This window comes from Streptomyces sp. Edi4, from assembly GCF_040253615.1.
In the GTDB taxonomy this organism is placed as follows: Bacteria; Actinomycetota; Actinomycetes; order Streptomycetales; family Streptomycetaceae; genus Streptomyces.
The window spans coordinates 52,819-76,586 of sequence record NZ_JBEJGY010000002.1 but is presented as its reverse complement, the minus strand read 5'-3'; the positions used below and the strand labels follow the sequence as shown (position 1 = coordinate 76,586).

28 protein-coding genes are annotated in these 23,768 nt (G+C 71.1%); all 28 read right to left on the bottom strand.

Annotation, left to right across the window (positions count from 1 at the left end):
* Positions 1–2: 2 nt before the first annotated feature.
* The gene (locus ABR738_RS01425; RefSeq protein WP_350228093.1) at positions 3–1,145 is read right to left on the bottom strand and encodes a C40 family peptidase; all 1,143 of its coding nucleotides are present in this window, start codon (positions 1,143–1,145) and stop codon (positions 3–5) included.
* A complete protein-coding gene (locus ABR738_RS01420; protein ID WP_350228092.1) occupies positions 1,142–3,379 on the bottom strand; it encodes a hypothetical protein in 2,238 nt (745 codons plus the stop codon). The genes ABR738_RS01425 and ABR738_RS01420 overlap by 4 nt, the downstream gene beginning before the upstream one ends.
* Positions 3,376–5,919, bottom strand: a complete 2,544-nt coding sequence (locus tag ABR738_RS01415) for an ATP-binding protein (RefSeq protein ID WP_350228091.1) — start codon at positions 5,917–5,919, stop codon at positions 3,376–3,378. The genes ABR738_RS01420 and ABR738_RS01415 overlap by 4 nt, the downstream gene beginning before the upstream one ends.
* 5 nt (positions 5,920–5,924) lie before the next feature.
* Positions 5,925–6,569, bottom strand: coding sequence for a hypothetical protein (locus ABR738_RS01410; RefSeq protein ID WP_350228090.1), 645 nt, complete (start codon positions 6,567–6,569; stop codon positions 5,925–5,927).
* Complete coding sequence (locus tag ABR738_RS01405; protein ID WP_350228089.1) at positions 6,566–6,850, bottom strand: hypothetical protein; 285 nt, start codon at positions 6,848–6,850, stop codon at positions 6,566–6,568. The genes ABR738_RS01410 and ABR738_RS01405 overlap by 4 nt, the downstream gene beginning before the upstream one ends.
* Positions 6,851–6,880: 30 nt before the next feature.
* A complete protein-coding gene (locus ABR738_RS01400) occupies positions 6,881–8,005 on the bottom strand; it encodes a conjugal transfer protein (RefSeq protein ID WP_350228088.1) in 1,125 nt (374 codons plus the stop codon).
* Positions 8,002–8,289 carry a hypothetical protein gene (locus ABR738_RS01395; RefSeq protein ID WP_350228087.1) on the bottom strand — a complete coding sequence of 96 codons (288 nt, stop codon included), beginning with the start codon at positions 8,287–8,289 and terminating at the stop codon, positions 8,002–8,004. The genes ABR738_RS01400 and ABR738_RS01395 overlap by 4 nt, the downstream gene beginning before the upstream one ends.
* Before the next feature lie 43 nt (positions 8,290–8,332).
* Positions 8,333–9,217: a hypothetical protein gene (locus tag ABR738_RS01390; protein ID WP_350228086.1), complete on the bottom strand. Its 885-nt coding sequence runs from the start codon at positions 9,215–9,217 to the stop codon at positions 8,333–8,335.
* 933 nt (positions 9,218–10,150) lie between these two features.
* Positions 10,151–11,614: a DUF2637 domain-containing protein gene (locus ABR738_RS01385; RefSeq protein ID WP_350228147.1), complete on the bottom strand. Its 1,464-nt coding sequence runs from the start codon at positions 11,612–11,614 to the stop codon at positions 10,151–10,153.
* Between the two features lie 280 nt (positions 11,615–11,894).
* On the bottom strand, positions 11,895–12,791 hold the full coding sequence (locus tag ABR738_RS01380) for a ParA family protein (RefSeq protein WP_350228085.1): 897 nt from the start codon (positions 12,789–12,791) through the stop codon (positions 11,895–11,897).
* Positions 12,788–14,131 (bottom strand): ParB/RepB/Spo0J family partition protein, encoded by a 1,344-nt coding sequence (locus tag ABR738_RS01375; protein WP_350228084.1) that lies wholly within the window; start codon positions 14,129–14,131, stop codon positions 12,788–12,790. The genes ABR738_RS01380 and ABR738_RS01375 overlap by 4 nt, the downstream gene beginning before the upstream one ends.
* Positions 14,132–14,812: 681 nt before the next feature.
* Positions 14,813–14,992, bottom strand: a complete 180-nt coding sequence (locus ABR738_RS01370) for a hypothetical protein (protein WP_350228083.1) — start codon at positions 14,990–14,992, stop codon at positions 14,813–14,815.
* Positions 14,993–14,994: 2 nt separating this feature from the next.
* A complete protein-coding gene (locus ABR738_RS01365) occupies positions 14,995–15,660 on the bottom strand; it encodes a hypothetical protein (protein ID WP_350228082.1) in 666 nt (221 codons plus the stop codon).
* A complete protein-coding gene (locus tag ABR738_RS01360) occupies positions 15,657–16,034 on the bottom strand; it encodes a RapZ C-terminal domain-containing protein (protein WP_350228081.1) in 378 nt (125 codons plus the stop codon). Before ABR738_RS01360 ends, ABR738_RS01365 begins: the two co-directional genes overlap by 4 nt.
* Before the next feature lie 67 nt (positions 16,035–16,101).
* The gene (gene dnaN / locus ABR738_RS01355; RefSeq protein ID WP_350228080.1) at positions 16,102–17,220 is read right to left on the bottom strand and encodes a DNA polymerase III subunit beta; all 1,119 of its coding nucleotides are present in this window, start codon (positions 17,218–17,220) and stop codon (positions 16,102–16,104) included.
* Between the two features lie 23 nt (positions 17,221–17,243).
* Positions 17,244–17,549 (bottom strand): hypothetical protein, encoded by a 306-nt coding sequence (locus ABR738_RS01350; RefSeq protein WP_350228079.1) that lies wholly within the window; start codon positions 17,547–17,549, stop codon positions 17,244–17,246.
* 163 nt (positions 17,550–17,712) lie between these two features.
* Positions 17,713–18,147 carry an ASCH domain-containing protein gene (locus ABR738_RS01345; RefSeq protein WP_350228078.1) on the bottom strand — a complete coding sequence of 145 codons (435 nt, stop codon included), beginning with the start codon at positions 18,145–18,147 and terminating at the stop codon, positions 17,713–17,715.
* Complete coding sequence (locus ABR738_RS01340; RefSeq protein WP_350228077.1) at positions 18,144–18,350, bottom strand: hypothetical protein; 207 nt, start codon at positions 18,348–18,350, stop codon at positions 18,144–18,146. The genes ABR738_RS01345 and ABR738_RS01340 overlap by 4 nt, the downstream gene beginning before the upstream one ends.
* A complete protein-coding gene (locus ABR738_RS01335) occupies positions 18,347–18,715 on the bottom strand; it encodes a WhiB family transcriptional regulator (protein WP_350228076.1) in 369 nt (122 codons plus the stop codon). Before ABR738_RS01335 ends, ABR738_RS01340 begins: the two co-directional genes overlap by 4 nt.
* A complete protein-coding gene (locus ABR738_RS01330) occupies positions 18,712–18,999 on the bottom strand; it encodes a hypothetical protein (protein WP_350228075.1) in 288 nt (95 codons plus the stop codon). The genes ABR738_RS01335 and ABR738_RS01330 overlap by 4 nt, the downstream gene beginning before the upstream one ends.
* 95 nt (positions 19,000–19,094) lie before the next feature.
* Complete coding sequence (locus ABR738_RS01325; RefSeq protein ID WP_350228074.1) at positions 19,095–19,799, bottom strand: GGDEF domain-containing protein; 705 nt, start codon at positions 19,797–19,799, stop codon at positions 19,095–19,097.
* 91 nt (positions 19,800–19,890) lie between these two features.
* Positions 19,891–20,133 (bottom strand): hypothetical protein, encoded by a 243-nt coding sequence (locus ABR738_RS01320; RefSeq protein ID WP_350228073.1) that lies wholly within the window; start codon positions 20,131–20,133, stop codon positions 19,891–19,893.
* Positions 20,134–20,138: 5 nt separating this feature from the next.
* On the bottom strand, positions 20,139–20,696 hold the full coding sequence (locus ABR738_RS01315) for a hypothetical protein (protein ID WP_350228072.1): 558 nt from the start codon (positions 20,694–20,696) through the stop codon (positions 20,139–20,141).
* A 103-nt stretch (positions 20,697–20,799) separates the two neighbouring features.
* The gene (locus ABR738_RS01310) at positions 20,800–21,630 is read right to left on the bottom strand and encodes a hypothetical protein (protein WP_350228071.1); all 831 of its coding nucleotides are present in this window, start codon (positions 21,628–21,630) and stop codon (positions 20,800–20,802) included.
* Between the two features lie 89 nt (positions 21,631–21,719).
* A complete protein-coding gene (locus ABR738_RS01305) occupies positions 21,720–21,998 on the bottom strand; it encodes a hypothetical protein (protein ID WP_350228070.1) in 279 nt (92 codons plus the stop codon).
* Complete coding sequence (locus tag ABR738_RS01300; RefSeq protein ID WP_350228069.1) at positions 21,995–22,459, bottom strand: hypothetical protein; 465 nt, start codon at positions 22,457–22,459, stop codon at positions 21,995–21,997. Before ABR738_RS01300 ends, ABR738_RS01305 begins: the two co-directional genes overlap by 4 nt.
* Positions 22,456–22,830, bottom strand: a complete 375-nt coding sequence (locus ABR738_RS01295; protein ID WP_350228068.1) for a hypothetical protein — start codon at positions 22,828–22,830, stop codon at positions 22,456–22,458. Before ABR738_RS01295 ends, ABR738_RS01300 begins: the two co-directional genes overlap by 4 nt.
* On the bottom strand, positions 22,827–23,768 hold the full coding sequence (locus ABR738_RS01290; RefSeq protein WP_350228067.1) for an AAA family ATPase: 942 nt from the start codon (positions 23,766–23,768) through the stop codon (positions 22,827–22,829). The genes ABR738_RS01295 and ABR738_RS01290 overlap by 4 nt, the downstream gene beginning before the upstream one ends.

Sequence of the window (23,768 nt, the reverse complement as noted above, 5' to 3'; positions counted from 1 at the left end):
GGTCAGGAGGCGACCCGCCGCACGGCCAGGATGCGTCGTCCTTCCATTTTGGCTACTTCAACAACCCGGCCTGGGCGGGGAGCCTGCACGAGCAGGCCATCTCCGAGCGCCATGGCGACGTGTTCGGGCTGGGCGGCACTGCCCTCGCTGAACAGGAGGTCGCCGGGCTGTACGGCATCCAGGGCAATAGCACGGCCCTCGTTGATCTGCGTGTAGGTGGTGCGGGTGAGCTGGACGCCGGCGACGCCATAGGCGCGCTGCATCAACGAGGAGCAGTCGCAGCGGCCTTCGGGGTCGCTGCCGTGGGGGCTGGTGCAGCTGCCGCCCCATTGGTAGGGCGTGCCCAGTTGCCCCAGCGCCCAGCGGATCGCCTGCTGTACCGCTGGTGGCGCGGTGGGAGGGATCTGGTAGCCGGAAGGCAGGGTGCCGGGCGGGATGGTTCCGTAGTCGGTGCCGGTCTGGGCGGCACATCCCGCGCTCCCCAGGGTGCCGTCCAGTGCGGCAGGCGCGGCCGCGGAGCCGAGGGCCGGCGCGATGGCCTGCTGCAGGGCGGTGGCGAGCTTCTCGAACTCTGCGTACGCGTCGGGGTAGGCGGACTTCTGCACTTCCTGGGCGGCGACGGTGACCGGCATCTGCTCCCATCCCTGCACGGACTGGAGGGCCTTGTAGAACTTGGTGCTCGCGTAGACGGGATCGAGTATCTGGTCTCGGGTTCCCCAGCCCTGGGAGGGGCGTTGCTGGAAGAGACCGAGGCTGTCGCGGTCTCCGTGGTCGAGGTTGTGCAGGTCCGACTCGGCCAGCGCGGTGGCCAGGGCGATGACCTGGCCGCGGGCGGGGATGCTCATCTGGATGCCGGTCGCCACGATCGTTTTGGCGTTGGGGAGTTGCTCGGCAGGACGGGTCAGGCCGGGCACCGTGACAGGGCCCGAGGAGGCCAGAGCGGCCCGCACCTGCTGAGTGATCTGGGCAGTGTCGGCGTCCGAACCCGCTGCGCCGCCTGCGCAGCGGGTCTGGTTGCGGGCTGCGGCCTGCGCCTGGTCCTGGGCGAGCCCGGCGACGTGCGCGGCGATCGCAGCCATGAGGATCACCGGCAGGATGATCAGGGCGGCACCGGCGGTGACGCGCCGGGTGGTCTTCCTGGTCATGCGAGGTCCCGGGGTGGTGTGCGGCGCCGTGCCAGTTCGGCGGCTTCGCGTTCATCGAGCCAGGCGGAGAACGCCCCCGGGACAGCGGGGTTGGGTGCCCTGTTGGCGGGCTGGAGGGTGGCGGCACGGGGCCTGGACCCGCGGACGGGATCGGCGGCCCTGCGGTGCGCAGGACGCCGGGTGGGCGTGGGCGGCACGGTGGGGCGAGGCGGATTCATGGGACGCGGCGGAGCGGTGGGACGGAGCGGCAGCGGCCGGGTCGCCCGGGGCCCGGTTCCGGGAGGGCCGGTACGGGTGGCACGGGGCGCGGGGCGGCCGGCGGGGCGTGCCGGGCGGCGGGAGCGCTGGGAGCTGCGGCGGGAGCCGGCGTTGATGCGGGACATCAGCGCGGTGGCGCCCACGGACTGGGGCATGGCGTAGCCGATCGCGGCGAGTGGGTTGCCGTGGGCGAGGGCGACGCCGGCCATGGTGGTGCGGACCAGGCCGCGGGCGGTGGCCGCGGCGATACGCGGCCGGGGAGTGACCGGTGTGGCGGCCGGGGTGAGGATACTGCCGTTCGTGCCGCCGATCCGACGGCTGGACATCTTGGCGCGGAAGTTGTTGGCGACCTGCTGGGAGCGGGCCACGAGTGCCTTGCGCTTTTTGACTGCGGCGATGCACAGCAGGTCCACCCCCAGGAAGCGCAGGGTGAGCTCATGTCCCCAGGCGTCCCCTGCGGGTGTGAGGACGGCCTGGAGGAAGACGATGAACACCGACAGTCCGATGACGCTGGTGAGCATCATCTGCAGGGAGCGCAGTACGGAGGCGCACCAGTCCCACAGGAAGGCCCGGCCGGCGCCGGGCACGGTGCCGGCGACCAGGGCCATCTCGCCGCGGACCGCGTCCCAGGCGATGCGGCACTGGGCCAGCAGGAAAGAACCGGTGAGCCCGGAGATGAGGACCGTGACGATGAGGGCGGCGACCAGGAGGAAGACGGCGCCGCCGACCTTGTCGATACTGGCCCGCTTGGCCGAGGCGACGTCGCCCTTGACGCACTTCTTCTCGAACTTCTCCATGGGCGGGTCACCGAAGTGGTCCACCGCCCAGCGTTTGGCGATGTCGATTTCGGCGCCGTACCAGGTGTTCAGGGGGCCACTGCCGGCGGGGAGGTAGGAGGTGAGACCGAAGGTGGCCGCCTTGATGCGGTTGGCATAGGAGGTCATCTGCCGGTCGTAGGCGAGCTGGGACAGCTTGGTCTTGGAGTACTCATCGGCGCAGTCCGCCTGGAACACCTGGCCGTACTGCAGCAGCATCGCGGGCTTGACCACGAAGGCGTCGACGAGCGCGTCGGTCAGCGGGCGGGTCAGGGTGGTGCTGTCGACATCGAGGTCGTGCTTGCGGTGCGGAGTCCCGGGGTTGGCCTCGAGGATGACGTCGGCGACCTGGACGGCCATGCCCCGCACGACGGCGATCGCACCGGAATCCTCGCCCATCAGGGTCTGGGGAGCCGAGGCGAGCAGGGTGGTGGTGAGGGCCGCCAGGACCACGGACATCGCCGCGTCTCCCCATCCCTTGGCCCGGTCGCCGAAGAAGATCCGCGCGACGCAGATCAGGGCGCAGACGGCGAGGAAGAGGGACGGCAGGCCCATCTCCAGGATGACCCCGGTGTGCAGCGAGTTGGCGACGGACGCGACCGGCGGCAGCAGGATCTTCGCGAGGCCGAAGGAGAGGGCCCAGCCGATCAGGAAGCAGCAGAACGCGATGACCCACTTCGTGATCATGAAAGGGATTTCGGTGAGCAGGTTCTCGATGCCCAGGTCCCAGTCGAGCAGGCCGCCGGTGTCGCCCTTGATGGTGTAGGCGGAGATCGGCATGCCGTTGGAATCCGTCACGTTGAACACGCCGAGGATGCCACCCTCGTGGGGCAGGAGCTTGCGCAGTTCGTCGGTGCGCTGCTGGATCATTTCCTGCTGGGCGGCGGCGGAAATCCGCTCACCTTGCTCGCGCAGCACGTCCTCGATCCGCTTCATCTCTTCCGGGGTCGGCGGGCGCTGGGCGCCGTCTGCCGGCACGCTCGCCGAGGTTGACGGGGAGGGCGTGGGGCTGGGGGCGGCGTGCGCGGGCAGGGTGGTCAGCATGGTGAGGGTGGTGGCCGCTATCGCCGCGAAAAGCAGGGCCAGGCGCAGGCGGGTGGTGCCCAGCAGCCGCAGCCGGCCCCAGAGCAGGGTGGAGGCGTTTCCCGTGCGGGCGTTCATGCGGTGGCCTGGTAGTCGCCGGGAGTGGTGTGAATGACCTTCAGGACTTCTTCGTCCGCGGGAGGCAGCACGCGCATCAGGCCGATGCGTCCGGCGAGGTCGCGGTAGAGGCACTCCCCCGCCCGGGCGGCCTTCTCCTCATCCGGCAGGCCGATCGGGGACAGCTGGGCGGTCACCAGGTCCAGCAGGTCGGGGTCGGCGGCGTCCACGCCGAGGAACTCCAGGCCGCGCTGGGCCAGGGTGCGGGTGGTCTGGCGGAACAGGAAGCGGTGTGGGATCAGGCCGCGGATGATGGCGCCCTTCTCGGAGTCGGCCGGCCCGATGTCGTCCGCGTCGTGGGAGCCGAGGTAGGCGGCGGCGTGGTGCTTGCGGCCGTCACGGATCAGCTCCAGCAGCAGCTCCAGGCCTTCGTCGGAGGAGGTGAGCCACCAGCATTCGTCGAAGACGGCGACACCGAACTCGTAGGTGTTCTTCATGACCGTCCCGCGGGCTACGGCCGCGATCAGGTACATCAGGGCCCGGCCGGCGACCTTCTCGAACTCCAGGCGCTCGATGCGGTGCTCGGAGGCGAGTTCGGACTTCTTGGGCAGCTGGAGGCTGTTGACGGCGAAGACGACGGAGTCGGCCCGCTGGGTGTCGACCACCGGGAGGCCCTCGTCGAACACGACGCGGGCGAGGTCCTTACGGGCGACCGCCTTGAGCTTGCGGGCCAGGGTGCGGGCGGCCGGGTCGTCGCTGCTGCGGGCGGTGAGTTCGTCGACCAGGGCACGCATGGAGGGGGCCGGGCGCTCGAGGACCGTCTGGACCGCCTCGGAGAGGGCGACTCCTTCCAGGTCCATGGGGCGTACACCAAGGAGCAGAGTCAGGAAGGACTCGGTGAAGCGGGCCGCGGCCTGGGGGCTGTCGGTCACGAACAGACGGAGCGGGTCGAGGGAGACTTCGGCCCTCTGGTCGATGCGGATGACCTGGGTGGTGCCGGGGCAGGCCTTCGCGAAACGCACCCATTCCTCGTCGCTGGTGCGGTCGACGATGACGGCGCGGCCGCGGGAGTGCGGGTCGCCGGGCCGGTGGCCGCGCGCCAGGACGTTGTAGCAGGCGGACTTCATGGCGTAGGACTTGCCGGCGCCGAGTTCACCGAGGAACGCCATGGAGGCGGAGGCGTTCTCGCGCGGGCCGCGGGCCGGGTCGATCAGCACCGGGCGGGCACCGCCCGATGCGAGCTGTACGCCGAACAGGCCGCCCCGCTCGTCGCCGAGAGCGCTTCCGCACCAGGGCATGGCCATCGCGAAGTCCCGGGCGAGGAGGTACTGGGCGTAGCCGAGCATGACGCGGGGGGTGCGGCAGCCGGGCAGCATGGCCTGCCACAGGTGGGCCTGCTCCCCCACGGGGCGGGAGAAGGTGTATTCGGTGGCGCCGAAGTCGGCGGCCAGGGAGGCGGCGCGGGCCTGGGCGTCGTCGGGAGTGGCGCCCCAGACGGCGAGGGTGACCATGGCGCGGATCTCGACCTCGCGCCGGTTCGCGGTGATCCGGTCGCGGAACTCGTCGTTGTCCCGCTCGTGGTGGGCGATCGAGGCCGGCGGGCCGGCCGGGTCTCCCTCGTACTCGGCGGCCTGGGCCTTCAAGTGGGTGGCCCGCTTCCGAGTCTTGGCCTCTGCTTTCGAGCCGGGGGTGATGACCAGGCGGGCGGTCCAGTCGACCGGGTAGGCCAGATCGTCCAGCTGTTGCAGATAGGCGGCCCCGGGCAGGGCGAATGCCTCCGGCATCTCCGACAGTGCCAGCAGCGCCTGGTAGGAGTTGCCCCACTCGCTGGAGACCTGAAGGAAGCGCCGGCCGAACGGATTGCCCGGGGCTGCGCGGCGGCCGCTGAAGTCGGCGCCGCCTTCCGCGAGTACGAGTTCGTTCAGGGCGGCAGTGGTGCGGCCACGGCCGCGCACCGGGAGTTCGGTGCCGTCGGGCAGGAAGGGTTCGGCCAGCCCGCGCCGTGCGGAGTGCCCGTAGATCCACAGGATTTCGGCTTCCGACGCCGGCCGCATGGACACGCCCGAGGGCCACTGGGCGTGGAGGCGCTCGGCCTGTTCGGTACGGCTGGCAATGTCCTCGGCAGTGATCGCAGCGGGCAGCAGACCCAGCTGGAGGTCGAACTCTGCCTTGGCCGCACCGAACACGGCCAGGACGGAGTCCTTGCGGGACAGCGCCGGCAGCGGCACGGCGAGCCAGTCGGTACGGCCGGTCAGTTCCATGCTCTCCAGCTGGTCCAGGACCGCACCCCCCAGCTGCTCGTAGCGCGGGGAGCGGGCCAGGTCCACGTCGGCGACCATGGCGCGGACGACCGCGACCGGGTCGACCTGCGGGCACAGGGACAGCAGCATCGGCTCCCCTGTCAGCTGCTTGAACAGCGACTCAAGCGCCTTGAGACGGCGCTTCTTCGCCGTGGCAGGGGCGTGGCTGTAGTTCGCGGCTGCGACCCGCCACACCGCCCAGCAGGTGCCGTGCGTGGTGTAGATGATGTTGTTGGCGATGTGCCGGATCGGCAGACGCATGATGATCAGCCTTTGCTGGAGGTGCGGCGGGCCAGGAGGGCCTGCACGCCGGAGACGACGGGGGCCGGGGCGCCGGTCCCTGGTGCGAGGGCCGAGGTGGGCGCGGCAGGGCGGCGGGGTCCCGTGGTGGGAGGGCTGGCCGGTGAGGACTTCGGCCCGCCGGGGCCGGCGGGAAGCCGGGGTACCGGAGCGGGCGATGCGCCCACGGCCTCGGGGCTTGGGCCGGGTTCGCCGAGGGTGATGACAGCGGCGCTACGCGTGGCCCGGCTCGGCCGGCAGGCTCTTCCGTGCAGTCGGCCCGCCCGCGGGGCGGCGAACATCGTGATGACACTGGCCATCGCCGCGACAGGGTTGCGGCCGTCGATGTGCATCTGGCGAACCGCGAACGACGCCGCGAACGGCAGGCCGATCAGCAGCGCTGCGTCCACCCAGCCGTGGCCGCCCCACAGCGGCCGCGTCACGAGGAGCAGCGCCACCGTGGTGATGATCGTGGCGAGTTGGGTGAGCGTGTAGGGGCCGCCGGGCAGCCGGATCCCCTGGCCGCCGCGCACATCCCGGATAACCCCGTAGACCAGCGGGGCGCGCCGGGCCTTGGTGTAGCAGCGGCCGACCAGTTCGGGTTCGTCGGCCGCCACGGTGGAGGCGGTCACTGGTCACCGGTCCGCACGGTGGAGCCGTCGTAGTGCGTGATGGTGTCGGTCGTCGTGGACTTGAGTGTCGTGCCCATGCTGGCGGCCAGGCCCCACACGATTCCGGCGAAGATGACCGCCATGATCGTGGGGCCGGGCGCTTTGGTCTTGAAGCCGACGACCACGACGAACAACCCGCACAGCACGGGGATCGCAACGTTGAAGATCAGGCCCTTGAGGTCGGTACCGAAACCGGTCCCTACCGAGATCCAGTCGTTGGCAAGCGTGACGGTGTCGTGCATGACGTACTCCATGAGGTTCGAGGCAGGGAGTCAGGACGGGGTGGAGCCGGGCACCGGCGTGCCCGGAGCAGTGGAGGGGCCAGGGGCCGGAGTGACGGGCTGGATCCGGGCCGGGGCGGGGGCGCCCTCGAGGGCGGTGATCTCCCAGCGGCCGGCCCGCGCCGACAAGGTGAGCGCGTAGGCGAGCGGGATCCGGATGCCGTCCTGGCCGCGGGCGCGCAGCTGGACCAGCAGGCGCAGCCGAGTCCCGTCCGCGGGAACGGCGGCGACCGGCTCTCCGCCGCTCTCCCCCTCGATCGCGAGCTGATCGACGGCGAGGTCCGTGTACGGGACCGGGCTGATCGCGGTGAGCTGGGTGCCGGGCGACAGGTAGCGGTCCAGTCCGCCTGTCCCGGTGAGGTAGGCGTTCAGGAATGCCGTGACGGCCTGGGTCCGCGGGTCGGAGGGCAGGGCCGGCCGCAGCGGCCCATAGTCGAGCTGCGGAGCCTCGATGCGGGCCGGGGCACTGACCTCGGCCGGCATCGACAGCGCCACATACCCGCTCGCCCCGCCCGGCGCCGCGGCGGTGGCGACCGGTACCTGGAAGTAGTGGACGGCACCGGCCGCGGCTGCGACGGCATCGGCCTGGGGATCGCGGCGGTCCTCCCCGGCGGGGCTGCTCGGCGACGGCGTGGGGTGGGTGTCGGTGATGCGGGCGGCCACGGTCACCGACCACACGTTCTGGTCGGTCTGGCGCAGCCGGACCACGGTCAGCTGCTGTCCGGTGCGCCGCTGGGAGACGCCCTCCAGGCGCAGGCCGGCTGCGGGCGGGTAGTAGGCGGCGAGTTTGGACTGGTCGCCCTCCCCCGAGCTGAGGAAGGCGGCCACGAACAGCTGGGCAAAACCCGAGGCCCCTTGGCCGCCCCCGGCCGGAGCGGCCGGCGCCGTCTGGTGTGGGGCGGGGCGGTTGGCGGCGGGCACGGAGACGAGGGCGGCAAGACCGAGCAGCGGGCCCAGCAGGAGCAGCCCCCACAGTCCGAACCGGATCAGGGCGCTGGTGTTGGCGCGTGCTCCGGTCGACCATCCCGCCAGCTCGCCAGGACTGTCGTACTCGGGGCTCCCGTCAATGGACCCGTCCTGATCGGCCTGCTCGGGTCGGCGGCGCAGCGCGTTCATGCCGTGCCCCCGCCCGGGACACCCGGCACGGACGGTACGAGGTGATGGCCGGCCAGTTCCGCGATGCGACGGCGGAGCTCGTGCTCGGGCCGCTGCTCCAGCACGTGCAGGGACGCCAGCACCGAGGCCGCCTCGTCCGACAAGAAGGCGAGCAGCCGTTCGTGAACGGCCGGGTCGAAGGGGCGGTGCACCAGGGCAGCCCCGAGGCCGATGAGCAAGTGCTGGGCACGGGTGACGCGTTCCTCGTCCGCGTCGACAGCACGGGACTTGGTGAGGGAGGGCATCGGATTCCTCTCAGCAGACAGCGAATTCAGGGAAGGAAGTGGGTCAGGCCGCGGTGCGCACGGCGGACTTGAGGCGGTGCACGGCGCGGGAGCGGTGGCGCTGCCAGGCACCGGGTGTCGTGCCGGCCAGGCGGGCCGCGTGGACATCGGGTACGGGCGTCGCGGTGTGGTGCCAGGCGATGGCGCGGGCTTCGGACGGCGAGAGCGTCCCGGACTCCATCGCCTCCAGGACCAGCTCCAGCAGCTCCAGGCGCGCCTGGCTCCATTCCTCCAGCCCCGCATCCGGGGCAGGGGTCAGCTGGGCGGCGGCCGCAGAGGACTGCACCCACTGCGCATGAGCCCGGGCGCCCGGGTCGGCATCGGGGTCGGCGCACTCCTCGATTTCCGCCAGGTCGTCACCGAGCCGTTCGCGCTCGCGGCCCAGGTCGGGCAGTACGCGGCGCAGTGTGTCCAGGGTGAGGTTGGCTGCGGGCCGTCCGGGCCGGGTGTGGATGCGGCCGGCGCGGGCCACCTCGTACAGCGCGACGACCACCGCCTGGCTGGTGTCGTCGAAGACCCGGCCCTGCCGTACCAGCCTGCGGGCCATGCGCACCGCGGCCGGGACCATGGCCTGCACGATGATGCGCGCCGCAAGAACTGCCGGCCGTCCCTGGTCGGCCGCGCGCCTGAGCAGAGCGCGCAGCACCGCATCGGTCAGCGCATCGGACAGCTCCCCGTCGCGCGGCCGCAGGGCGGCCAGCAGTTGCGCGGGCCCCAAGGTGCGCACCCACGCACCGGCCGCATCGGCCACGTCGTCGGCCAGGTGATCGGTCGTCAGCCAGTCGGCGACCGCGGCCTGGACGGAGACGTCCGCGCACAGCGCCGCCCACTCGGCGTCCAGGCGATCGAAGGTCCCGCACACGTTGCGGGCGGGGCACGGCTGATCCACGGCACAGCTCCTTTCGGATGTCGTGCCGTGAACTCTCCTCACTACCCCTTGCCCAAAAGCTTGCCCGCGCCCCCAACAGCCCAGGTCAACGAACTATTCGCGGAAAAAAGCCTGGGCAAGGACCCGTTGGGCAAGGACAACCAGGCCGGGCAAGGACCCGGCCGCCCATCCGCTCCATCGCGGGCAAGGACCTCCACCGCCGGGCAAGGATCCTGTTACGCCGGCGGGCAAGGACATTCGCCCCCGGGCAAGGACGCAGGGGACTGCGAACAAGGGCCTCGCAGCCCTGGGCAGCGCTCCAAGCTCACCCGCACCATGGGCTCATAGGGCACCCGGCAGCTGGCCCACGGGACGCTGGCGCTCCCCGTCCAGCACCCAGCCCGTGTCGCACCGGGTGACCGGACCGCTCGTGCGGACGCACCCCAATACGACGGCGCCATAGCGCGCTGCCCGTTCCAACTCCAGGCAGGCGCACTCACATCGACCGGTCAGCGCTCCAAGTTCCAACTACGCCCCGTGCCGCAGCTTCAGCACGTCCGTCAAAATTCCAACCGGCCCTCATCAGAACCTGCACGCCCACCGCCCCATCCGTCTCCGGCCGGGCGTACAGGCACATAGCTGGGTGTCGATGGGCGGCCCGGCGGGCCGCCTGGCCGGCGGTCAAAACCGCTCCCCACGTGCTCACCCAGTTGGAAAACTCATGGTCACAGGCTTGGAACTCCCCACACTGCGCATGAGGACGACCAGTCATCACCACTGGAGCAGGACACCGCGCGGCACTCCCAGACTCGGGCCGGGCGTGGCGCCAAACCGCAGACACTCAAGAGCAGCAGCCTGGCGGCGCACCAAAATTCCACCCCTGGCCACCCGCTGAGGAGTCGACGCGGGCGGCTGGCGCGGCGTTGGAATTCCAGGCCGGCGCCGACGGCCCCGCTACGCCTTCTTGATCGCTCCGAGGTACTTGCGCACCGTGCCGACCTTGTAGCCGGTCCGCTCCGCGAGCACCGGCGCAAGCGAGTTCGCCGACATCGCCTGCTCCTCCTGGGGCAGCGCCCGGTAGAAAAACTCGACCAGCCCGATGCCCTTGAGGTCTGCCGGCGCTGCCGCCTTCGCGTCCTCATCGTCACCGGCCGTCTGCTGCACGGCGTCCGCAGGCGCCGACGTCTCGCTGTCAACGTCCATCAGCCCGGACTCGGACGGCTCCTCATGTTCCAGGGGAATCCTCACCTGGACGCTGACCCGACCGTTCCCGCCGGTCCGGTCGGCCGCCACACCCTCGAGCTCGCCCCCGTTGGAACGCTGGTGTTCCAGCGCGGTTGCAGTGTCCCAGTGCAGCTCCGTGTTGGAATCCGCTCCCCCGGCCTTCGTTCCAACGTCCTCGGCTTCCACATCCTGCCCGTGGCCCAAGGCGGCGGCCATCACCAGCTCCGGCTCCTGCTCCGACGCCAGTTCCTGCGGGGGCTCGGCCTCGCCGAAGGCCGGGTCGTAGGTGCCCGCGTACTCCTCGGGCGAGACGTGCTGGGCGGCGAACCACGGGCTCGCGTGCGTGGTCGGCTGCTCCGGCTCGGCGTACGGCTGCTCGTGCTCGGGCCTGGCGGCCTGAGCCTCGGTCCGCGCCTGGAGCGGGGGCTTCTCGGGCGGGGTGTGCGCGTGCGACGGCGGGAGTTCCGGCTGCGGCTCGGGGCGCGGGGCCGGCGGCGCGGGCGGCAGCAGTACCGGTTCCATGCCGGCGGCGGCCAGGCCCGCGGGGGCGGTCTCGGCGAGCGGGACGCCGAACTTGGCCAGGCGCAGCGGCATCAGCGATTCGATGGGGGCCTTGCGGCGCCAGGCGCGGCCGTAGACGGCCTGGAGGCGGGCGCGGTAGACCAGCCGGTCCTGTTCGAGCTTGATGACCTGCTCGTAGCTGCGCAGCTCCCACAGCTTCATGCGGCGCCACAGCCGGAACGTGGGGATGGGCGAGAGCAGCCAGCGGGTGAGGCGGACGCCCTCCATGTGCTTGTCGGCGGCGATGTCCGCGATCCGGCCCACCGCGTGCCGTGCCGCCTCGACGGAGACCACGAACAGGACCGGGATCACCGCGTGCATGCCCACGCCCAGCGGGTCCGGCCAGGCGGCGGCGCCGTTGAAGGCGATCGTCGCGGCCGTGAGCAGCCAGGCCGTCTGGCGCAGCAGCGGGAACGGGATGCGCATCCAGGTCAGCAGCAGGTCGAGGGCGAGCAGCACACAGATGCCCGCGTCGACGCCTACGGGGAAGACGTAGGAGAAGTTCCCGAAGCCCTTCTGCAGCGCGAGCTCGCGGACCGCGGCGTACGAACCCGCGAACCCGATCCCGGCGATCACCACGGCACCCGCGACCACCACCCCGATCAGAACGCGGTGCGCCCGGGTGAGCGATATCGGTCCGACTTTCTCCGCAGACACGGCTGCTGTTCTCCTGTGATCGCTTCCCTGAATGTCCCTCACACTCTCACGGAGCAGGCGGAGCTGAGGGAGGGTCATGGGGCGCAGGGGCTCGATTGTCAGCGAAATGAGATCGAATCAGCTGATCTCGGGCGTCCGGGACGTGGGAGCAAACCGCAGGGGTGTCTGTCGCCGTATGGGCACCCACAAGGGACAGCGGAACGGCCCGGCCGCCCAGGGCGATCGGGCCGCTCGGCGTTTCCATTGGAAACGGCGGTCAGGTGCGGTCGGCGAATCCGATGCTGGTCATCAGCTTCCGGTAGTCGACGGCCGGCACCGAGTTGGGCAGGAGGATGGGCAGGGGGCAGCAGTCGTCGTACAGCTTCTTGGCATCGGCGGAGTACCGGATGTAGGGCGTCAGGATGTCGCCGTACAGGGATTCGGCGAGTGCTGTCGCCTTGCGGGCCGACGCTTCGGTGTAGCTGGCGGTCGGAGTTCCGGTGAGAATCAGGTGGTTGACCGTCGGGCGGCCGGGCACCGACCTACGGAGACGGTTCTTCTCCCTGACACGGTCCAGTTCCTCGAACAACGGGACCAGCAGCTTGACGTCCTTCGGGTCGGCACGGACCGACGGGATGACGGCGTCATCTTCGTCGAGCATCCGGATGACGGAGTAGACCATCTTCCCGTAGCTGGCCGGGAAGTCGAGCCAGAAGACGTCGTCCTCGTCGCCGTCGTAGGCGAGCAGGATCTCAGCGAACCAGTCCTGGCGGTCCGCATCCTCGGCGATGGCCGTGTCCGCAGTGGACATCTCTTTGCAGCTGGGCACGATGCGCAGGCCGGGAATGTAGGCGAAGGCGTCGTCGTCGTAGCCGTCCCCGATGCGGTAGCGGGCGGGGAGCGCGACCTCGTCCAGGGTTGCGGTTCCGTGGATGAGATCAAGGACGGTCTTCCGTCCCTTCATGGCCTCTTCGTCGTAGCCGAGGATCGTGGTGGTGGACCGGTTGGCGTCGAAGTCGAAGATGGTGCCCTGGTAGCCGCGCAGCGCCGCCTCGGTCGCCATGGAGGTGGCGCTGGTGGTCTTGGTGGAACCGCCGCACTCGAGGATGAAGGCGTAGATTTTCGGGTGACGCCTCCTCTTGGGACGGAAGCGGGGATCTACGGTGCGCGTCATGCTGAAGCTCCTGTGGTGGCCAGGCCGAGTTCTTTCTTCTCCCACGCGGTCTCCGGGGCATATTGCGCGTGCTCCTGAAGGAGGCGCAGGTATCCGATCTCTCGGCTGCCCCATGAGTGCCGGCGTGCGGCAGTGCGGAGTTCAGCGGCGGCGAGGGCGCTAGCGAAGGCGGCGAGGCGTTGCAGGCCGGCGTCGTCGGATTCCTGGACGGCGTTGAAATACGAGCTCGCGTTCTGGTTGTCGATGCTGTGGCGTTCGGATCGGCGGAGCCAGACCAAGGCGCGCTGTTGCGCGGCGGACTGCTGCTGCGGGGCAAGCAGCGCTCCGGTCATGGTTTTGAGGAGGAGATCACTGTCGCGGGAGCCGCTGACGTCGACAGCCTCAACGAGGCGCTGGCAGGCGGCATCCCGTGCTGCGGCTGCGGTCCTGCGGTCGCGTTCGTACTGGTCGGCCGACGGCTTGAGGGCTTCCTTCTTCTTCGTCGTCCGCGCCTTGGGGGCAGCGTTTCCGCTGGAAACGACCGCCGGTGGGGCATCGCCGCCGTTTCCACTGGAAACGGCGGCGTCCTCTGTGGGGGTGTCGGAGTCAGGTGCGTTTTCGGCCTGTCGCTGACGCGCGAGAATCTGCGCTTGCGCCTCCAGCGGACGCATGCCGCCCTGAACCAGAGTCACCGCCTCCCGCTGCTCCGCGGCGCTCATCTTCTGGAACTTCTCCGCCGTACTGACGGCCAGGGTGCCGTCCCTCAGCGCTCCCTGAACTTCCGGCTCCAGTGTGAGCAGCTGTACACGCTTCCACACGGTGCCCTTGGAGATGGCTCCCTTGGCGGTCTCGCCAACCTTCTGCGCGACCTGCTCGTACGACAGTCCGCTGCCGCGCAGAGCTTCGTAGTGCTCGGCTTCCTCCAGCGGGCTGAGCTGTGCGCGGCGGAGGTTCTCGATGAGGGTGATGAGCCGGGCGTCTGCGACCTTGTCGTCCATCAGGACGCTGGGGATCGTCTCCCAACGCAGAGACTGGATCGCGCGCCAGCGATGCTCACCGAAGAGAATGACATTCGGGGCGGTGATCTTCTCCGCCGTCTCCGGGTAGTGCTCGATCCAGATGTCCGCAGGGATGTAGGCGATGTTCTGGAGGAGGCCGACCGTTTCGATCGTGGCCGCGAGCTCTTCAACGCCGGACATGGAGCGGCGGTTGAAAGGGTTGGGGCACAGGCTCGCAGGGTCGAGTTCGACGGTATCCCCGCTGCGGTCCTTGCCGCCCCGGTAGAACGCCTCTTCCTTCGACGGAGTCGGAGGGGCCTGCTTGGTGCTTGTGCGCTTGGGCCTCGGAAGGTTGGCAGCCATAGGTTCTCCAGGACGACAGAAAGTACGGCCAGAGACTAGCCGTTCCTCGTGGAATACCTGACTCCTGGTGCGGCCCTGCCGAGCCAAGGACCGATCTCCCGCAGGCCCGGTTGCCGTTTCCAATGGAAACGGATGCCCACATCGGAGGCCTGGCGGGAGCCACTCGGCGCCCTTCAGACCCCCGGAGGTGGCTGCCGTTTCCACTGGAAACGGCAGCCGGTCGGACACCCGAGAACCTCCAGAAACAGAAAAAGCCCTGTTCCGGCAAATGCCGGAACAGGGCTTCGGTGGAGCAACGTTGCGGGTCATACTGCTGAAATCGCGTGGCGACGGGCGCCGTCCTCACCCTCAATGGTCTCGATCTCGTGCAGGGCCGGGACAGTCACGCGCTCCCCTCCTTGAGGGCGGCGGCCAGGAGCACCACGGCGTCGGCCTCGCACGGGTCACCGAACAGCTGGTGATCGCTCACGTCGAACGGCGCGTACCGCGCGGAGACACGGTGGTCGGCTACGAGGGTGGTCTCGAGTCCGTCCAGGCGGCGATGAGCTGGTCGTAGTCGTGCTGGGCGTGCCGGGTTTGGGTGTGCGGGCCGAGTAGCAGCAAGGTGAAGCCCTCGAGCCTGCTGTCGCGCTTGCGGTCCGTCGATGTAGAGGGCGGAGTGTGCGGGTTCCATCGTCGCGGTCAGGCAGGGCCAGGCCGGCGGCGTGGCCAGACACCGTGGGCGCAGCCGGCCGTGTACCGCGTCTCCGTGACGCCGAACAGCGAGCGGGTGGTGGCGAATGGCTCCAGGAGGAGGCGGTGCTGGGTACGGGCCGCGTCCATGCGCGGGTCTTCCGTGTAGTGCGGGAAGTCTCCCGGCACGTTCAATCCTCCTCGCTGTCGGCGCCGAACTGCTTGAGGAGCGCTGCGGCTCGTGCGTGCGGGCAGTCGGTGTCGGCCTGGAAGTGGGTCTGGCAGTGGCCGTGGTGGTCGGTGCTGCACGGGTCGGGGTCGTACAAGTCCCGGATCACCGCGAGCGCCTGCTGGAGCAGCGGATCGACCGCGGCCCGCGGCTGGTTGTCGGTGACGTAGCGGATGGGAAGGCCGAGGCGGGTCGCGTAGTCGACCTCACCGCGCGTGGAGTCACCGATGTAGCCGCCAGGCGCCACGACCAGGACCTCGTCGGCGAGATCGATCTTCCGGCGGTGGAGGTCGTCCAGGCGCTGCTTGAGCTCGTCGGCCTGGTCGTCGCCAGCCCACAGCGCGTGCGGCTCCTTCATGTTGCAGCCCGGCGCGACGACGATCTTCCCGGCCGCCGTCTCGCGCACATTGGCCTCCTGCATCTGCTCCCAGAAGCGGGTGGAGCCGCAGAGGGCAACGATCACCGGCCGGTCGGCGGACTCTAGGGGCAGGTCCTCGACGAGGGTCGCGGCCGTGTGCCCGTCGAAGTGCTCGCAAGTGCGCGACCGCAACTCGGTCACGTACTTGCGGCGCAAGCGCAGTTCCAGGGCACTGCCTGGGGCCGGCGGCTGGGACGGAGTGTTCGTCACGAGGACTCCTTGAGGACGCGGGGGAAACGGACGTGGCGGTGTTCGATGGCGAGCTCGCGGCCGTCCGCGCGTAGGCGCCGACCGAGGAGTTCGACCAGGGCCACGGCACGGTGCTTACCTCCTGCACAACCGATCGCGATGCGCCGGGGATCGGCGGACAGGGCCGCGTAGTCGGCGAGGTTGTCGAGGAGTTCGCGGGCGCCGGGGGTGGTCTCGACAATGTCCTGGACGCGGGGGTGCAGGCCGGTGAGGTCGAGGATCCCTTGGGCCCGTGCGGGATCGCGGAGCCGGTCGCGGACGTCTTCGACCCGGTCGGCGGTGGGCGGCGGACCGCCGGAGAGGTGGAGGTATGAGATCAGCAGGATCGGCTTCAAGGCCGAGCTCCTTGATGAGGTGGTGGTGGCGTCCCCGGCCGGGGACGCCACCACGGGTCGGGCGGGGTCAGTTGGTGAGCCGGACCGGCATGAGCATGTAGCGCAGGGCGCGCGGGTCGGCGCCGGCGCCGCTGAGGACGGCCGGCTTGGTGGCGTTGGTGAACTGGAAGCGCACGTACTCGCTGCCCAAGGCGTCCAGGCCCTCGATGAGGAAGGTCGGGTTGAACGCGATCTGCAGCTCGCCGCCCTTCAGCTCGCTGTGGACGTTGTCGACGGCCTGGGCGTCGTCGCCGCTGCCGGCCTCCAGGACCAGGGCGTTGTCGGTGAAGGACAGCCGGATCGGGGACTTCTTGTCGACGACCAGGGCGACGCGCGCCACGGCGCTCTTGAGGACCGCGGTCTCGACGGTCGCCTCGTACGGGAACTCGGTCGGGAACAGCTTCTCGTAGGCGGGCAGTTCGCCTTCGAGCGCGCGGATGGTGGTGGCGGCGTGGTCGGAGGTGAGGCTGAGGATGCCGTTGGTCTGGCCGGGCAGCGCGACGTCGACGGTGGAGTCGGCGGCCGCGGCCTTCGCGGCGTCCAGGAGCGCCTTGCCTGGGATCAGGGCGGGAGCGAGGGGCAGGTCGGGAGAGAGATCCTTGAAGTCGAGGATGCGGACGGCGTACCGGTAGCGGTCGGTCGCGAACAGGGTCAGGGTGCGCTCGCTGCTGTCGATGCGCAGGCCGATGCCGGTCAGGGCGGGCAGGCTGTCGTCGCGGCTGACGGCGGTGGCGATCTGGGCGACGGCCTCGGCGAACAGCGGGCCGGGCAGGGTGCCGGACGGGTCGTCGGGCTGGGGCAGGGCCGGGTACTCCTCCAGCGGCAGGGTGGGCAGCGTGAAGCGGGCCGAGCCCGCGCGCAGCAGCAGCCGGGTGCCGTCCAGCTCGAGGCGTACGTCGCCCTTCACGGCGGCGACGATGTCGGCGAGGAGCCGACCGGAGACGAGGGCGCGGCCCGGGGCGGTGACGGTCGCGGCGGCGGCGGTGTCCGCCGAGCGCTCATAGTCGAAGCCGCTAACCCTCAACTGGCCGTCCTCGGCGGCGAGCAGGAGTCCGGCCAGGACCGGGGCCGGGGGGCGGGAGGGCAGGCTGCGGGCGGCGTAGGTGACGGCCGCGGCGAGAGCGTCCTGCTCGATGGTGATCTTCACGGTGGGTGTCCTCGTCTGCCACATCAGGTGGCGTCGGTGGGGAAGTCCAGGGCGAGTTGGGTGCTGCAGCCGACCGGCCGGGGCAGGTGCTGGGGCCGGATCGGCAGCATGACGGGCTGCTCGGCGGCGCCGACGTCGACGGCGAGCTGCCCGGCGGCCGCGTGGGCGGCGGCCCTGGTGAGGGCCTGGGTGACGCGGTGATGAGGCCCGTCGAAGTCCAAATGGCAGCCGTTGCAGTAGGCACGCAGGTTGGCGGGGTCGCAGTTCTCGGGTGTGATCGAGGTGGGCGGTGGTGAGGATGACGCGGGACCCGGTGCCGTAGGCGGCACCGAGATGGACGTTGGGGCAGCGGCCGGGGTGGGTGCTCCGGCCGCACTCGCCCTCTCATTCGCACCGCCACCCGGCCCGTTCCTTGATGGACCGGGAGATCTCGTCCCAGTTCGCGGGGTAGCGGTCGAGGTTCTCCGGACGGATCGGCATGCCCCACCAGCCCTATCCGGCGGGCAGCAGCCGCGTCTGCAGCACCGGGTCAGCGGCGGCGACCGCCTCCAGGAGCTCCGGCGACGGCTTCCACAGGCGCTGCTTGCCGCGGGCAGTGACCGGCTGGGCGAGGGGCTGGACCTGGTCGAGCTTCCAGTGGAACTGGCCGCGCGCCGACCACGGGGTGCAGACGCCGTCGTCGGCGTGGATGCCGGTCAGGTCCGCCACCGCGACGATTGCCCCGCGCACCGGCTCGTAGCCGACGGGCAGCATCTTGCGTACGAGAGGCAGGCGCAGCGCCTCCTCGTCGACCTGCGAACCGCCGTGAATCATGAGGACGCCTCGCCAGCTCGTCGTCCACACACGGTTTTCGATGCGCTTGGCGCCGGGCACGGTGAGCGCGATCAGATCCGACCACGGCGGCCGGACGGTCAGGACACGGATCACGAGCGGGCCTCCTTCGTACGCGGCCGGGCAGTGACCGCCTCGGCGAGGGCCTGAAAGTTGCGGCGGCGCTGTGCGGCGCTCAGCGGCTTGGGCGTTGCGGGTTCGGTGCGGCGGAAGAGGACCCCGGTCGGGACGGCCTCGTGGCGTATGCGCAGGTACAGCTCCTCGTCGCCCGCCAAGGGCGCGAGGGCCGGCTCGGTCACCGGGCACCGCCCTGGGTGCGCCAGGCGACGTTGGCGGCGTAGGCGCGGCGCAGCACCCGCTCGTACGCCGGACCGTCGCCGAGCCGGTTGATCAGCTGGTGGCGGTCGGCCCTGCGCTGGCGCGGGGTGGTGGCGCCGTAGATGCCGGCCGGGGTCAGGTCCGGGTTGGCGATGGCCCAGATGCGGCACTCGGCGGTGAGCGGGCAGCGGCGGCAGGCGCGCAGCGCGTTCTTCACCGCAGGCTGGTTGATCGCGTAGCTGGCGTGGAAGAACTCCTCCTCGCCGGTGGCGCACGGCTCGGTGCCGCTCAGCGGGGGTCGGGGGACGATGGCGTCGGTGATGATCTGGGGCGGCGCGGCGGTCACCGGAGACTCTCCTGCTCCGTGCAGGCCGCCGTGGCGTGCTGCGGCAGGGTGGCGGGGCGGCCGACGGTGTGGAGCAGGACCTGCAGGGCCATGCCGGGGTGGGTGTACTCGGCGGTGGCGGGCAGTCCGCAGTGGAAGCAGTCGCGCTCGGCGCCGGTCCAGCAGGCGTCGCAGCGCGCGCAGACGAAGTCGCGGCCGTGGGCGGGCAGGGGGCGACGGGCGCCGATCGCCCGCATTCTGGCGGCGGTCGCAGTGCGGGTGGTCAGGGCGGGGGAGTGGGCCATGATGGTCCTTACGGTCGTTCGGGAACGGGACGTGCCGGACGTGCAAGGGGCGGCGCTTACGTGGCAGTTGGGCCGCCTCTTTGTCGTGTGCGTGCTCAGGCCGCGACGGCGCTCGGCGCGGTGCTGGTGCCGGTGCCGGACCGGCCGAGACTGCGGCCGTTGACCATGGGCCCGTTCATGTGCGCGGTCGTGGCGATCCGGAAGTCGCCGTGGCGCTCCTGCTTGTGCTCGTACATGGCGCCGTCGGCCGCCCGCAGCAGCCGGGCCAGCTCCTTGGTGTTCAGGTCGCTGGGGCTGGCCGCGCCGATCGACACGGCGACGTCGACGTGCCGGTCGCCGACGCGGACGGGCTGGTGCACAAGGTGGTGTAGCTGGGCGAGGCGGATCGGACGACGCTGGGCGGGGATGCGGGCGGCGGCCGCGAACTCGTCGCCGTACAGGCGGGCCGCGACACCGTGCTTCCCGGCCCACTGCTCGAGGCGCTGGCCGGTCGCGGCGAGGACCTCATTGCCGGCGTCGTGCCCGAAGGTGTCGTTGACCTTCTTGAAGCCGGCCATGTCGAGGAAGACAACCAGGCTGTGGTCGCCGTAGCGGCGGACGAGGTCGGTGGCGCGGTGGGTGTAGCCGTCGCGGCCGTGCAGCCCGGTGACCGGGTCGCGGCGCGCGGCCTGCAGCTTGAGGCGCTCGGCCTGCAGCTTGCGGCGCATCAGGACGCCGTCGGCGATCCACAGCGTGGTCGGCACGGCAGCCGCCGTGAACACGGCGAGGGGCTGCGCAACGGAGAGACGGAACGGCATCATGGGGTGGTACTCCTCTCGTCTGGTACGAGCTGGGGTGGGCCCGGGGCGGCCGACGGTTTTCGAGGCCAAGTGCGGCCGCTCCGGGGCGAATTCACGTGATGTCGAAGCGCAGGGTGTTCTTCCGGACCGCTTCGTTGATCTCCAGGACCTCGACCGTGCCGAGGTCGATCCGTGCGCCGCCGCGGACGGCCTGCTCTGCCTCGGACTCGGCGCGGCTGAGCCCGAGTCGGCGGGCCTCACTCAAGGGCACGTCGTCCTTGATGACGTAGGAGTGGCGGGTGCCGGCGGCGTCCAGGAGCGTGACGGTCACCAGCCAGGGGTCGTAGTGCGCCATGAGGCTCACCACGGGGGTTCGAGGTTGGCGTGGCGGGTGTCGGCGTAGCTGGTGCGGCGGATCCGCAGCTGCGGGTCGCATGCGATCGGGGCGCCGGGCGGGGTGTCGAGCTCGTCCAGGAGCACAATGAGCGCGTCCTCGTCGACCAGCTCGACCTCGGTGTAGCTGCCGCACACGCACGGTGCGATGAGGGTGAGGACGTGGACCAGGTCGTCGTGCTCCACGGTCTCGGGGTGGCGGGTGTAGTGCAGCCACCATCCCCGTACGCCGTCGACGGTGCCGAGGTGGGTGATGGCCGAGGCCATCAGCTCGTTGTCCTCGAGGGGCGGGTAGCCGGTCCAGGCCATCGCCTGGACGACGGGGTCGAGGGTGTCGCGAAAGCTGCCGGTGAGGACCGCGTCGACGTTGAGGACGGTCTGGAAGGCGAGTTCCTCGTCGCGCTCGCGGGCCCGCTCGGACAGGTCAAAGTCCTGCACGCGCTGGTGGAGTGCAACGATCGGCAGCTCAGCGTCGGCGCCGGGGCGATCGTGCTGTATCGGAGGGCTGAACGGGAGGATGGACATGGGGGAGGGTCTCCTTCGATCCGGGTGCGGCCGGCGTCTGTCCGGCCCTCCGCGCCGCCCCGGCCCCCCGTGTGGGCGGGGCCGGGGCGGCACAGGGGCGCCGTCAGCTGTTATCGCGGTGGTGCAGGCGGGCGCCGACGACGTCGACCACTGCCTCGAACGGCACGTCGGGGAGCCCCGCGGCGGCAGCCCGCTCCTGAATGGCCATGGCGGTGACGCTCGCGCCCGTGCCGTCGTCCTCGTCCAGTGCGGCGTCCACGAGCTCGATCAGCTCCGAGGAGTGCTCGTACGACGGGGTGTCGGAGAGGGACGCGGAGGTGTCCGCCGCCAGTTCGCCCTCACCGAGCTCCGGCTCCGGCTCGGGCTCGGGGTAGAGGAGAGCGAGCAGCTGCGCCGGGCCGGCCAGGACGATGGTGCCCTCGCCGGTTTCCAGCGTGTACTGCTGCTCCCAGCCAGCCGACCGGTTCGTGCCGACGTCCTGGTGGTCGGGCTGGTAGCGCAGGTACTGGCCGGGGGCCAGGTAGTAGGTGGCGGTGCCGTCCTCGTGGCCACGCCACAGCTCGGGGCTGCTGAGCGGGTTGTTCTCCCGGACGGCGCCGAGCGCCCAGCGGTAGGCGGCCGACGATGCGGCGTCCGCGCTGGCCGAGCGTGCGACGTGGGTGCGCAGTTCACCCTCGCTGCTGCGGTGGGGGCCCGTGCGGAGCTCGCGGCGCCACGGCCCCAGGGCCGCGTCGAGGATCGCGTCGGTAACGAGTGCGGCGGCCAGTCCGGCGGCAACCGCCGTGGCGAGGCGGCTGGTTGAGCCGCCCCGGTCGCTGGTGCGGGCGTGGGCCCAGCGGCCGACGACGGTGCCGGCCGCGACGCCGCCGACAGTGTTCACGCTGTCGAGCAGGCTCTCGCCGACGGTGCGGAGCGTGGAGGAGGGCAGGGGCACGACGGTCTCCTTCAGGAACAGGGGGCGGGCCGGGGCTGTCCGGTCCTCCGCGTCGCCCCGCCGGATCGGCGGGGCGGCACGGGGAGCCGTCAGATCGGCTGCGGCGGTGCGTCGACGACGGCCAGGACCTCGGTCCCGAGCTCGGGCGCGGCAAGCACCGTGCGCAGGATCGACACGAGACCGTCCCGCTCGATCGGGTTGAGCCGGTCCAGCACGAGGTGCGCGTCGCGGTGGGCGGCGATGGTCTTCGTGTACGCGTCCGGGGTGGTGGCCGTACGGACGGCGCCGCACCGGCCGCACCGGAACTCGGCCTGGTCCCATGCGGCTGTCTGTTCCGGCCGCACCGCTGCGTCCTGGTGCGCGCTCATGCGGAGACCGCCAGCCGCGGGGTGGACTCCGGGTCGGCCATGCGGAGCTCGGCGAGCGCGATGCCGAACGTGGCGCACGAGCCGGAGCAGTAGTCGCGGGCCGGGTCGCGGGAGCCGTTGACCTGGATGCGGACCCAGCCGCGCTCGGCGGGCGCCAGGCCGGCGGCGTCGCGTCCGCAGTCCGGCACCGGGCAGTCGGCGCCGACGGGCAGGTTCGCCTCCGGGCGGGCGGCGCCGCGCAGCTGACCGCCGTTCCACTCCTGCTGCGCGGCGGCCGCGGTCGGCCTCTTCTTCGCGGCCGTCTTCCCGGAGGTGCCCTTGCCGGGCCGGTTCGCGTTGTACTCGCGCAGCGCGGGCAGGCATCCGCACTCCTCGGTGGCGGACACCTTGCGGTAGGTGTGCTGCCGGTAGCCCTTGACCGTGCCGTGCTCGATGCCTTCTTCTTGTCCGATGACGCTCACACGTCATCGCCTCCCTGGGGTCGGTGGGACGGGGTGAACTGGGCGAGGAGGGTGCGCAGGGCCTGCGCCATGACCGCGCTCGCCTCGGTGAGGTCGCCGACCGACAGCCAGTCGACGAGGTCGCGGTGGCCGGTCAGGTCGGCGGTGTAGAGGGCGGTGGGCGTGACCGGGTCGTCGCTAGCAGACGCCTGCAGCGTGATGCGGCCGGTCTCGGGGTCGGGGTCGGCGGCGACCGTGCGGTTAGTGCCGTGCTGGGTGAGGACCACAGCCGGGGCGCCCGGGCCCATGGTCGGGATCCAGGTGTCGCCGAGGTGGCGGCGCAGGACGTCAGCGAGGCGTTCGACGGGGTCGAGGGCCAGGTGCTGGGTCATCGGACCATCACCTCCGCGTACGCCTCGCCGTCCTCGTCCTCGGTGGCGTCGTCCAGGGCGGTGAAGGCCTCGCAGCGCGGGCACTGAAGGTCCTCGTCGTCGTCGAGGTGACCGAGGTGAGCCTTGAGCAGGTCGCTCTGGCTGAACACGGGCACCCAGGCGGGGCCGGGGCAGTCCTCCGTGGGGCAGGGCACCATCGCGTCGAAGCCGAAGTCGCCGGTGTCGTCGACGTCCTGGCGGAAGGCGAGGGTGAGCCGGGCCGAGCCGAGGACGAGTTCGGCGATGCGGTCGCCGTCGGCGAGCGGTGAGTTGTCCGTCCAGGTGAACAGACGGGCCAGCTCGGGGCCGAAGAAGCGGCGCAGCAGCAGTTCGTCGCCCAGGCCGGCGCTGCCGTCCAGACCGAGTTCGCGGCGCCAGCGGTTGCTGACGCGGCGCAGCAGCGGGCGGAGCCGGTCGATGTCCTGCGCGGACACGACGTGATCGAAGCCCTCGACGTGCAGGCCCGGCGCGGCGGCGGTCATCGCGGTGTGCTGGGCGCGCACCACCTCCTCGGGGACACGGCGGTCGTCCGGGCGCCGCTTGTTGCGCTCGAGGCACACGTCAAGCGGGGTGGGAACGAGAAGCGCGACGGTGGGCTGGCTGTAGCGTGCGGCGGCCTTGAGGATCGCGATCCGGGCTTCGACCGTGGTGTTCGTCGCGTCGATCACCGACGTCAGCCGGCGCTCCATGCGGGCCTCCAGAACGCACTGGAGGGCGAACACGGCGTCGCCGGTCGCGTCCTGGTCGCCGGCGCCTTCCGAGACGAGCGCCCGGTACTGGTCGAGGCAGAGGACCTGGGTGGGCTCCCAGGTGGCGGCCAGCGAGCTCTTGCCCGCGCCGGCAGCGCCGATGAGCACGACGACGGCCGGGTCGGGGATGCTGGTGTCCAGCGGCGGCAT